The sequence below is a fragment of the Edaphobacter acidisoli genome (genome assembly GCF_014642855.1).
Classification (GTDB): domain Bacteria; phylum Acidobacteriota; class Terriglobia; order Terriglobales; family Acidobacteriaceae; genus Edaphobacter; species Edaphobacter acidisoli.
Map to the genome: position 1 here is coordinate 392,641 of NZ_BMJB01000002.1, position 10,592 is coordinate 403,232.

12 protein-coding genes and 1 tRNA gene are annotated in these 10,592 nt (G+C 59.4%); 9 read left to right on the forward strand and 4 right to left on the reverse strand.

Annotated elements, in window-relative coordinates:
• Window positions 1-105 precede the first annotated feature (105 nt).
• Window positions 106-1,623 carry a lipopolysaccharide biosynthesis protein gene (locus IEX36_RS14745; protein ID WP_188760318.1) on the forward strand — a complete coding sequence of 506 codons (1,518 nt, stop codon included), beginning with the start codon at window positions 106-108 and terminating at the stop codon, window positions 1,621-1,623.
• A 21-nt stretch (window positions 1,624-1,644) separates the two neighbouring features.
• Here IEX36_RS14745 and IEX36_RS14750 read toward each other — a convergent pair whose 3' ends face one another.
• Window positions 1,645-2,589, reverse strand: a complete 945-nt coding sequence (locus IEX36_RS14750; protein ID WP_188760319.1) for a glycosyltransferase family 2 protein — start codon at window positions 2,587-2,589, stop codon at window positions 1,645-1,647.
• 8 nt (window positions 2,590-2,597) lie between these two features.
• Window positions 2,598-3,182: a serine O-acetyltransferase gene (locus IEX36_RS14755; RefSeq protein ID WP_229669036.1), complete on the reverse strand. Its 585-nt coding sequence runs from the start codon at window positions 3,180-3,182 to the stop codon at window positions 2,598-2,600.
• A gap of 208 nt (window positions 3,183-3,390) precedes the next feature.
• Between IEX36_RS14755 and IEX36_RS14760 the strand changes: the two genes are divergently transcribed.
• Genes IEX36_RS14760 through IEX36_RS14770 form a run of 3 tightly spaced genes read left to right on the forward strand, consistent with a single transcriptional unit; the run spans window position 3,391 to window position 6,457 of the window.
• Complete coding sequence (locus IEX36_RS14760) at window positions 3,391-4,152, forward strand: polysaccharide deacetylase family protein (protein WP_188760321.1); 762 nt, start codon at window positions 3,391-3,393, stop codon at window positions 4,150-4,152.
• The gene (locus tag IEX36_RS14765) at window positions 4,149-5,261 is read left to right on the forward strand and encodes a glycosyltransferase family 4 protein (protein WP_188760322.1); all 1,113 of its coding nucleotides are present in this window, start codon (window positions 4,149-4,151) and stop codon (window positions 5,259-5,261) included. The genes IEX36_RS14760 and IEX36_RS14765 overlap by 4 nt, the downstream gene beginning before the upstream one ends.
• 38 nt (window positions 5,262-5,299) lie before the next feature.
• On the forward strand, window positions 5,300-6,457 hold the full coding sequence (locus IEX36_RS14770) for a glycosyltransferase family 4 protein (protein WP_188760323.1): 1,158 nt from the start codon (window positions 5,300-5,302) through the stop codon (window positions 6,455-6,457).
• Window position 6,458: 1 nt separating this feature from the next.
• Here the strand turns inward: IEX36_RS14770 and IEX36_RS14775 are convergent, their stop codons facing one another.
• Window positions 6,459-7,439 carry a hypothetical protein gene (locus IEX36_RS14775; protein ID WP_188760324.1) on the reverse strand — a complete coding sequence of 327 codons (981 nt, stop codon included), beginning with the start codon at window positions 7,437-7,439 and terminating at the stop codon, window positions 6,459-6,461.
• Window positions 7,440-7,472: 33 nt separating this feature from the next.
• Window positions 7,473-8,240 carry a 3-deoxy-manno-octulosonate cytidylyltransferase gene (gene kdsB, locus IEX36_RS14780; RefSeq protein ID WP_188760325.1) on the reverse strand — a complete coding sequence of 256 codons (768 nt, stop codon included), beginning with the start codon at window positions 8,238-8,240 and terminating at the stop codon, window positions 7,473-7,475.
• 152 nt (window positions 8,241-8,392) lie between these two features.
• Between kdsB and IEX36_RS14785 the strand changes: the two genes are divergently transcribed.
• From IEX36_RS14785 to IEX36_RS14805, 5 genes are all read left to right on the forward strand, one after another.
• A tRNA-Met gene (locus tag IEX36_RS14785) sits at window positions 8,393-8,469 on the forward strand.
• A 181-nt stretch (window positions 8,470-8,650) separates the two neighbouring features.
• The gene (locus tag IEX36_RS14790) at window positions 8,651-9,115 is read left to right on the forward strand and encodes a hypothetical protein (protein WP_188760326.1); all 465 of its coding nucleotides are present in this window, start codon (window positions 8,651-8,653) and stop codon (window positions 9,113-9,115) included.
• Window positions 9,116-9,190: 75 nt separating this feature from the next.
• Window positions 9,191-9,415, forward strand: a complete 225-nt coding sequence (locus IEX36_RS14795) for a helix-turn-helix domain-containing protein (RefSeq protein WP_188760327.1) — start codon at window positions 9,191-9,193, stop codon at window positions 9,413-9,415.
• A gap of 133 nt (window positions 9,416-9,548) precedes the next feature.
• Window positions 9,549-9,989, forward strand: coding sequence for a hypothetical protein (locus IEX36_RS14800; protein WP_188760328.1), 441 nt, complete (start codon window positions 9,549-9,551; stop codon window positions 9,987-9,989).
• A 39-nt stretch (window positions 9,990-10,028) separates the two neighbouring features.
• Window positions 10,029-10,592: hypothetical protein (locus IEX36_RS14805; RefSeq protein ID WP_229669037.1), on the forward strand; the 564-nt coding region annotated here is incomplete at its 3' end.

Consider the following 10,592-nt stretch of genomic DNA (forward strand, 5'->3'; position numbering starts at 1 on the left):
GCTGGTTGATACGAAAGTGTTAGAGAGACAGGCGTTAGAGGCAGTCGATGAATAAAAGGTAAATGCGTGTGCGCGGTAAAATTGAAGTTGCGCACCGGGAAATCGATGGTTGGAACCAAACGTTTTGCAATCAATGTACTGATGAACTGGGCCGCCATGGCTGTGGGCATGGTGGTGCCGTTCTTCCTGACGCCGTTTGTTCTGCATCGTTTGGGCGATGTTGAGTACGGCATCTGGATTCTGGCGGTCTCGACGGTCTCCTATCTGGCCATTCTGGATATGGGGATGCGGAGCGCAGTCATCCGCTTTGTCTCGAAGGCTGAGGCGCAACAGAAGCTGGAGGATGCTACTGCCGCAGTCGGCGCGGCTCTCTGGGTGAGGGTGCTTATCTCCCTTGGCGTGGCAGTGCTGAGTGTTTTGCTGGCGCTGGCGTTCCCGCATCTGTTCAAGATTCCTGCGGACTTGCGTCATGCCGGGCAGGTTACGGTGCTGATGTGTGCGCTGGGTGTTGCCGTTACGCTGGTATCGGGTGTGTTTGGCGCGGTGCTGGCGGCGACGCATCGCTTTGACCTGCTCAGCGCGATCTCTGGTGTGCAAACACTTTTTCGTGCGGGCGGGGTTGTGCTGATTCTCGAGACCGGGCATGGCCTGATTGCACTGGCGTATTGGGAAGTGACCGTAGTCTCGCTTGGAGCGCTGGCGACGGTGGTGGTGGCGTGGAAGCTGTTCCCGCCGTGCCGTGTTAAATTTGCCAAGCCGGACATGGGCATACTGAAGATGATCTGGTCGTACAGCTTTACGACGTTCATCTTCATCATCGCGGTGCAGATCATCATCAATTCGGACAACCTGGTAGTGGGTGCGTTTCTTTCGGTGGGGATGGTCGCGTTTTACTCGATCGGCGGCAGCTTGATGAACTACTCCGGGCAAGTGGTGTCGGCGGTCTCGACGACGTTTACGCCGATGGCCAGCAACCTGGAGGCAGTTGGAAAATTAGAGGAGTTACAGCGCCTGCTGCTGCGCGGGACTCAGGCGATGCTGGGGATTGGATTGCCGATCAGCCTTGCGCTGGTGCTGCGCGGCAAGACCTTCATTGGGCTCTGGATGGGGCCGAAGTATCAGGAGATATCGGGGACGGTGTTGCAGATCCTGATTATCAGCCAGTTCTTCAGCATTGCTGATGGAACCGCGGGATCGGTCATGATGGCCATTGATAAACATAAGCCTGTGGCTAAGTGGGCTGTGATTGAAGCGGTGTTGAACTTTGGGCTCAGCATTGTTCTGGTGAAGACCATTGGCATTTATGGCGTGGCCTGGGGAACGACGATTGCAATGGCGTTCGTTCACCTGACCTTCTATCCCAGATATGTGCGTAAGGTGCTGGATATTCCTATTCGGAAGTTTCTGTGGGAAGGGTGGACCAAGATTACGCTCTGCTCGGTTCCTTACGCGATTGCGTGCGCCATTACCGACCGCTATTGGCATGCCTCGAACCTTGCCGAGTTCTTTGTGCAGATTATCGCGGTGTTGCCGGTGTATGTGCTTTGCGTAATTGCTGCCTTTCGCAGTGAGGCCCGCGCGTTGTTCCTCAAGTGGCAGGCATCGCGTCTTGTACAGGCATAGTTGCAGCAGTGAACGCTTGCGTTACTTCTTTGCGTAGTACTTGTCCATGTCGATGAAGTGCTTGCCGTGAATGAAGCCGAATAGCTCCCACACGGCTAACTCGCCCGCAAAGGCCTGTGGCGCCAGCGATGAGATGAACTGGCTGGGGATCGACACGAGTCCTTTGAAGGCACGGCCAATTCTGTAGCGGGGGATGCTGAGGGTGTAGGGGACCTGCTCCTTCGTCTCCCGGTCTGCGTACCCTTGCGAAACTCCGCGCCAATAACACCAGCGGCGATGGTATTTTCGCGTGAGCCGGTCGGCGGGGATGTGGTGATAAATGATGAGGTCGGGCGTGTACATTCCGTGCAGGTCTGCTGTCTGGAGGCGGCGGTACATCTCGGCGTCTTCGTCTGTCAGCAGACCTTTACCGCTGCGCCCCAGCTTGGGCGAGTAGAGGCCGACCCGATCGAATGCGCGGCGACGAATGACTGCATTGCCTCCCATGAGATTGCCTGTGAAGTTTCCGCCGAACGGAGAGCGCGGCTTCGGGTCGATGACGCCGATTACTGCGTGGTATCCCGGTGGCAGCCATGACGGTGCAGGAGCAGCCCAGTTGGCCAGGTATGGGCCGCCGATGAAGTCTGTCGAGTCATCGGCGAACTCGCGCGCGACGACGCGGAACCATTCTTCGCCGATCTCTTCGTCATCGTCGATGAAGCCGATGATGTCTCCAGAGCCAGCGCGAATTCCTCCGTTGCGCGCTTGCGAGACTCCCGGGTTGGCTTCTTTGATGTATGTGAGGCGGCGGTCTGGCGGTTGCGGAATGGCGCGTACGACCTGCTCGGTGTCGTCTTTGCTGTTGTTGTCGACGATGATGATGGTTACGTCCAAGCCCTGCGGGATAGGAGCTTTCAGCAAGCTGTAGATGGTGCGGCGCAGCAACTGGCTGCGGTTATAGGTTGGCACCACGACGTCGAGTTTCACAGCAATCTCTACCCTTCTGTTTCAATCTGATTGTTAACGTATCCCACAGACCCGGAGTCGGAGACGACTTTGCCAGGGTTGCCTAGAACGACGGTGTTGGGAGGCACGTCGAAGTTCACATAAGCGCCGGGAGCGATGAGCGCATCGTGGCCGACGGTGATTTTGCCTACGATGATCGCGTTCGCGCCGATCCAGACGCGGTCTTCGATGGTGGGCGCTCCCTGATTCTCGCCCCTTCGAGTGGCTCCGATGGTGATGCCTTGCGCGATGTTTACGTTTTTGCCGAGGACCGCGTAGGGGCTGATGACGACGCCTCCGAAGTGGCCGATGTAGAGGCCTGGGCCGATATGGGCGGTGGGAGAGATGTCGAATCCGTACTTGAAGCGATAGTGCTGATACCTGGCACGGTTGTAGAGATAGGCGAAGAGGCCGAATGACTTCTTGTACCTGCTATAGAAGGCGACCTTGCGCATGTAATAGGTGAAGCGAAAGCCGGGGACTTCGAGATAAGTGGAGATGAAGGCGCGCATGCCTGTTTGACCGTGATAACGGTAGAGGTCGGCGTTGATTGTCTTCCAGAGCGACGAAGCCAAATTCCGTGTCCTCGAGCGCACGCTGCTGCGCAGTAATCCAGCACTTATCGTACCTTGAAGGGTTTGCTGGAGTGGCCTGATATGCTCAATCTTTTGTGGCATTGGAGCCGGAGGTGTTGCGGTCTAGCATCGTGGCTCGGCTATCTTAACAAGCAGACTGGTGAGCGGGGCACAGGCTTTGTCGAAGGAAGTGACATCTGGGTGGCAAATGCGGAAGCCTTTACCGAGGCTCTATTTGCTGTACCACGAGCTTCGTCCGGGAGGGAGCGAGTACTCGTACGTGACGGGAACGGACCAGTTCGAGCGGCATCTTGAGCTTTATCTGAAGGAGCGTGCAGAGAAGGCTGTGCTTTGGCCGGAGGTGACGTTTGATGATGGGCACGTCTCCAACTTTGAGTACGCTGCTCCAGCGCTTGCGGCGCGAGGCATGACTGCGCGCTTCTTCATCACGGTGGGATGGACTGGCAGGAAGGCCGGTTACATGGGGTGGGAGGAGTTGCGATCGCTGCATGAGGCAGGGCACGTGATTGGTGCGCATGGCTGGTCGCATACGTTGCTGACTCACTGTGATGAAGATGGGTTGAAGCTGGAGTTAGGCGGTGCGCGCAGAGAGTTGGAAGATAAGCTTGGCACCGCGATTACGACGATGTCACTGCCTGGCGGGCGGTATAACCGTCGTGTGCTTGGCGCTTGTGAAGAGGCTGGGTATCGAGAGATCTATACCTCGGCTCCGCAGGCGGAGGCTGTGCCGCATGGGCGGCTGGTGGGGCGATTGAATATTCGCGGAGACATGACGCTTGATTGGATATCGCGACTCTTCGAGCCAGACGGCAAGCTGCTGGGCGGGTTGGGGCGGCAGCATCGGATGAAGTCTTATGCGAAGGCGGTGCTGGGCGATGTTCTCTACGCAAAGCTATGGGCGAGGCTGAACAGGCAGGAGGCTGGCGCGGACGAGGGACAGATGCAATGAAGGTCCTGCATCTGATCAGCAGCGGCGGGATGTACGGCGCGGAGTCGGTGATTCTGAATCTCTCGCACGCGCTCAACGCTGGGCAGCATCAGAGTGTGATTGGCTCGTTTGCCAATGCTTCGAATCCGAATCTGCAACTGCATGAGCGTGCGACGGCGGAGGGGATTGAGTCGCATCTCGTTCCGTGCCAGGGGCAGATGGACCGCGCGGCGATTGCGAAGGTTCGAGAGCTTGCTGCTCAGGTTGGCGCGGATGTTATTCATGCTCACGGATACAAGGCCGATCTGTATGCGCATTTTGCTGTGAATGGGCGGGTGCCGCTGGTCTCGACCTGTCATAACTGGCTGGATGATGATCTGAAGGCGCGTCTTTATGGGGTTGCGGATCGCTTTGTGCTGCGACGGTATGGGCGGGTTGTAGCGGTCTCGGATGCGGTGCGCGACAGGTTGTTGCAGGCTGGTGTTCCTGCGGAGAAGGTGCGACAGATTCGCAATGGGATTAATCTGCACCCTTATACGGAAGCCGTGCCTTCGGTGCGGACAGAGTTGGGTGACGGGCCGATTGTGGGTGTGATTGCGCGGTTGTCTCAGGAGAAGGGTGTTGATGTTTTTCTTCGCGCGGTGCCGTCGGTTCTGGCCGAAGTGCCGGAGGCGAAGTTCGTCGTGGTTGGCGATGGGCCGGACCGGGAAAAGCTGACGGCGTTGATTGCGGAGTTGGGAATCGGCGCGAGCGTATCGATGCTGGGCAGGCGCGATGATATGCCTTCGGTGTATGCGTCGCTGGATGTGATGGTCTCGCCGTCGCGGCTGGAGGGATTGCCGATGGCGATTTTGGAAGGCATGGCGAGCGGGCGCGCGCTGGTGGCGACTGCGGTGGGAGCAGTGCCGACTGTGGTCGCGGATGATCGTACCGGAGTGCTGGTTGCTGCCGAGGATGAGCGTGCTCTGGCGAATGCGATTGTGGGCCTGCTTCGCGATCCGGTGCGGAGGCAGCGGCTTGGCGCTGCGGCGCGCAAGTTGATGGAAGATGAGTTTTCTGCTGAGCGGATGGCGGAGGATTATCTTCGCGTATATGCGGAAGCAATCGATGCGCGAGGTGTGAAGCGGTGAGCGCGCGTAAGGCGAATTCTTCTCGGCCTAGAGTCTTCATGATGGACCTGTGGGCGATTGTGCCTTACTACACGGCTTATCTGTCGAAGTCGTTGCTGGCGCGCGGAGTGGATTTGCAGGTGGGGTCGATCTCGTACTATCTCGATCCTGATTGTTTTTCTGCGCGTGGTATCAAAGTCGATCCGGGTTTGCTGAATGTCGTTGGACGCTTCCGGCTGCCTGCTTTTCTGCGTCGTGTGTTGAAGCTGGTTGAGGCGCTGGTGAACATGGCTGCGTTGACGGTGCGGTTTCTGTTTGCCCCGCCGGATGTGATTCATGTGCAGTTTCTGCCGATGTTTCGCTGGAAGCTGCCGCTGGATGTGTGGCTGCTCAGGTTCTGCCGCTGGCGTGGGTCGAAGATTGTGCTGACGGTGCACGATCTGTTGCCGCACGACACGGGCGACAAGTACAGGCAGACGTTTCATGCGCTGTATGGATTTGTGGATGGGATTATCTGTCATTCCGACCATGTCAAAAAGCGGCTTGTGGATGAGTTTGGTGTGCCGGAAGACAAGGTCTGGGTGATTCCGCATGGGCCGTTCTTCTACGATCTACCTGCGTCGGGTTCGGAGCAGGCGTTGCGCGGCTTTGAACTGGAGCCGGGAAAGATGATGGTGCTGTGGCAGGGAATCATCTTTCCGTATAAGGGGATCGATCTGCTGTTGCGCGCGTGGCAGCAGGTGGAGGTTGCGAGCGATGCGGCTTGCCTGGTGATTGCGGGGACTGGCGCGCCGGAGCTGCTGGACCAGATTCGTGCGCAGGTGGCGGAGCTTGGGCTGAAGCAGGTCAAGATGTACTTTCGCTTCATCTCGACCGAGGAGCTGGTGGCGCTGTATCGGGCTGCGGATGTTGTGGTGTATCCGTATCGCGCGATTACAACCAGCGGAGCGCTGGCGACGGGGCTGGCGTTGGGCAAGGCGATGGTGGCGAGCGATCTTGCCGTGTTTCGCGAGCTGCTGACGAACGGCGAGAATGCTCTGCTGGTCGATCCTGCGAACGCGGCGGAGCTTGCGGGCGCGCTGGAGCAACTGCTCGGAGATGCCGCGCTGCGGGAGCGGTTCGCGACGAGAGTGCGCGAGATGGACTTCGGCGACCGCTCTTGGCTTTCGATTGCCGAGAAGACGGCTGCAGTTTACGAGAGTGTTTTGTCTCGCTGACTCAACGCTTCGTCATGGTCAGGTTGTAGCTCATGGGGCGCTCAAGGACTTGTTGTATGCGCCATCCGCCTGCGTCGGCGAGCTTGCGGAAGGCTTCGAGCGTGCGTGGGACAGTTTTGATGGCGGAGGTGCCGTGCGCGGCCTGGATAACCTCGGAGTCGCGTGTGACCGTGCCGGCGATGAATGCATCGTGCGGGGTTCCGGCATGTAGCTGCTGGAGATTGGCGATGATCTCTTCGTCGGAGCCGTACTCGAAGAGTCCGCCTTCGGAAGAGATGGCGCAGGCGGATTCGTTTGCCCGGAGTGTGGAGAGAATCTCGGGCAGGCGCTCGGTCTGGGACCAGTTATAGCTGAGGTGCTGGTGCTGAACCTTCAGGCCGCAGAGTGGCGCTTCGGTATTGCAGAGTGTCTCCAGTGCGCGGCGTCCGAAGGATGGGCCCTGGTCGTCGAGGTCGAGCACGTTGAGGCTAATTTCACGACCTGCGAGCAGGTGCGGGTGCGTTTTTTGCAGAAGGATGAGAGCATTCCACACATCGGGAGCCGGGCCGCCGGCGATGTTGATGAAGGCGATTGGTTGCTTTGGGTGGTTCGGGAGAATGGCTGCGAGGCCGTCGGCCAGAAAGCGCGCCATGTCCTGCAGGCGCACACGAATGGCGAGGGCGGGAAGCGAAGCCGCGATGGCGCGGTCCATGTATTCGTCCTCACGGAACTGCGCGGGACCTAGCTTGAAGAGGTAGGTGTTCAGGCCAGTGAGGAACGATCCGTTGCCAGCCATCAGGCCGCTGCCGAGCTTGGAGCGCTTGAGCGCTTCGAGGATATCGGGCGGCATCTGCGCGCGCATGGGGGCGTTGGCGACGAACAACGCCGTTTCCTCGGCGAGATCGTCTTCGGAGACCGAAACGGCAAAGGCGGGGTGGGTGACGTCAATGATGGGCAGGGTCGAGCCGTCGTCGGTCGTTGCGTAGAGGATGGCGGGTTTCATCGTAGAACTACCTCAGATGACACAGGATGAATTTCAACCGCGAAGAATAGATTCGACGCGCTGGAGGTCGGATTCAGTATCGACGCCGATGGTGTCGTAGCGGGTCGGCTCGACGTGGATGTGAATGCCGTTTTCGAGAAAGCGCAGCTGCTCAAGGCGCTCGGCTTGTTCAAGGCTGCGGGCCGGAAGTGTGGGGAAGCGGTTGAGCGCGCTCTTGCGATAGGCATAGAGGCCGAGGTGCTTCCAGTACTCGGGTGCTTCGCCGGCGCGGGCATCGCGGTCGTAGGGGATGGTGGCGCGGGAGAAGTAGAGTGCGCGGCCATCGGTGGTGGTGACGACCTTGACGGCGTTCGGGTTGGCGATGTTTTCGGGCGCGCAGGCTACTTTGAGGGTGGTGACTTCGACTTGCGTGTTTGAGAACGGGCTGATGAGCGAGGCGATGTGCTCGGGGCGGAGCAGGGGCTCGTCGCCCTGGATGTTGACGTAGATATCGGCGTGGATGCGCTGTGCGACGGCGTGGAGGCGGTCGGTGCCGCTGGGAAGGTCGGGCGAGGTGAGCTGGAAGGGCCAGCCGTTGGTGCGGCAGAGGTCGGCGACCTCGTCCGAGTCCGTGGCGATAAGGACGTTGCCAAGCTGCGGGCATTTCATGGCGGCTTCGTAGACCCAGGCGAGCATCGGACGTCCGGCGATGGGGCGCAGGACCTTGCGTGCAAGCCGCGTGGAGGCGAGCCGTGCGGGAATGACACCGAGGATGCTTCCGAGGCCAGCTGCGTTCAGGGATGGATTGCTTTCAATGGGCATCGTTATGAGTAGTTTGCGCTTGTGCTCGCGGGCGGGTTTTCGCCTGCGGCAAGAATCAAGTATGATGGATTGTGTGGGTGTCGTAAACAGCCGTGCCGCCTGAATGCGTGGACGTGGCTGCCTTCCTGCCGGCACTGGAAACAAAACACATCGGCGGTGTAGCTCAGATGGTTAGAGCGACGGACTCATAACCCGTAGGTCGACAGTTCGATTCTGTCCACCGCCACCAAAGCTCGATTTGCCTGATCCAGACCACATAGTTCGATAGGCTGGCGCTCTCCCTTGGGGAGGGTATTGCCTTGGATACTAGAGGTAGAGTCTCGTTTCATTCCTCTGAAAACTATTCGTCCGTAGTTCGATGCCGGTCGCGCAAAAATGGGCAGCGGTGTTCGTTGGGCGTGGGGCATGACTTGCCACATTCGTCGGAGTTTGTCGGCGGCAGGGCGGTCAGTTGGACGGAGGGTGAGGGCGAAGAGGCTGGGACGCCGAGTGAGAGCGTCGATCCTATCGTGTCGCAGATGATCGCTGCGGCTCTCGAACTTGCTGCGACGCGCATCTTCCCTGACCCACATGCGACTGCTCCGGACCATCTGGCGGAGATGTTCTGCGTCTATTGCGGCGAACAGGCTCCTGCGGGCCAGAAGATATTGCATCTGCGGAATTGCCTGGTTGGCAGGATCTTCGAGCTCGATGACCAGCTCGCTCGCGTGGGCGAACTTAGCCGGGCATCAGCCGAGCAGAGATTCGCGGAATTTCTTTCGCGGCGCAAGGATGTGCAGCAGCGGCTCGATGCATTTGGCAATCCTTCCCGTGAACGGCGCACGGATAGACCGTCGCTTTCGATTGTGGAGATTGAAAAGTTCTGGCGTGATTGATTCCCCGCAGACAGAAGCCATGGTTCATCGTGCCATTCGAGCAAAGGACCCGCGCGAAGTGACGGAGCTGCTCTAATGCCGCGTCCCATGTCTGCCAGCGAGAGGAAGCATGCGCGGGAGCTCGGTGCATGGCTGGCGCGCAAGCGTTTGGCCCTGTCGCTGACGCAGATTGAGTTTGCGCGCATGTTCGGAGTCGGCGAAGACGCGGTCTCGCGCTGGGAGAACGGGAAGGCGCGGATTTCGCACTATACGGTGCATCGCGTGAAGGAGATGCTTCGCGACGAGGGTTTGTCTGTATGAGTAACGATGCGGCCATTCTCGGGCGTCTGCTGCGCGAGTTGAGTGGCGAATGCCGCGTGTGCGGCTGCCATGGCGATAGTTGCGCCGTTGGGCTGGGAGAGACGTGCGTCTGGTTGGATTCCTTGCGGACGCTATGCAGCAATCCACGCTGCATTGCGAGAGCGGCGGCGCAGGGGCGGTCGAGAAAGCGGAAGCATGGGAGGGCAGCATGAGTGACGGCAAAGTGACAGCAGATGAGCTGCGCGAGATGTTTCGAGAGCCGCTGCGGCTCGATGGCATGCAGCTATGCGCGGGCTGCGAGGACGCGTTCGTGCTCTCGGGTTACTGCGCATCATGCCAGCGGCTTGCAGCGGAATATGCACGGAAAGAGCAGGCAGCTCGCCAGAGCGGATTGTTTCGTGCGCAGCCGCGTCTGGATGCTGGCGTTGTTGCGTTTGAGCCCGTGCGCCGCAGGATGCACGCAGCGGCAGATGTGCTGCTGCTGTTGACAGGCTTCACGCTGGCGCTCCTGTCACCGTGGCTGTTTGAGCTGGCGAAGATGACTATTGCTTGGCTTTATCGAATTTCGCAGTAAAGGAAAAGCGGTTCAACAGAATTTATTTGGAGGGAAGCGATGGTTGCATTTCACGGCAAGCAGGAAGTGAAGGATTTATATCTTGGGCGCGTGCGCGCTCATCGGGCTGCGGACCAACTGCAGCAGAACTTTGGCTATTGGAGGAGAGACGGCAACGGCGAGTTTCGCGGCTGCGCTGTTGGATGTACGTTGCACTCCAGCAATCATGGCGCTTATGAAGCGGAACTGGGTATTCCGAGGATTCTGGCGCGGCTCGAAGATGGAATTTTTGAGGGACTGCCGGCCGAAAGGGCTCAGGCGTGGCCTGAAGAGTTTCTGAGCGCGGCGCATCCGGGAGCAGACCTCTCGATGGTCTGGCCCCAGTTTGTCGTCTGGATGCTGTCGGACTCGGAGTGGGGCATTGCGCGATTCGCGAAAACAGATAAGACGCGCGCGGCGATTGAGCGAGTCGCGGAGTTCTATGGACGCCTCGTGGCAGGCGATGCAATTGCCTATCGAGAGTGGCGTGACGCCGACGCCTACGCCGCCGCCGACGCCTACGCCGCCGCCGCCGACGCCTACGCCGCCGCCGCCGCCGCCGCCGCCGCCGACGCCTACGCCGCC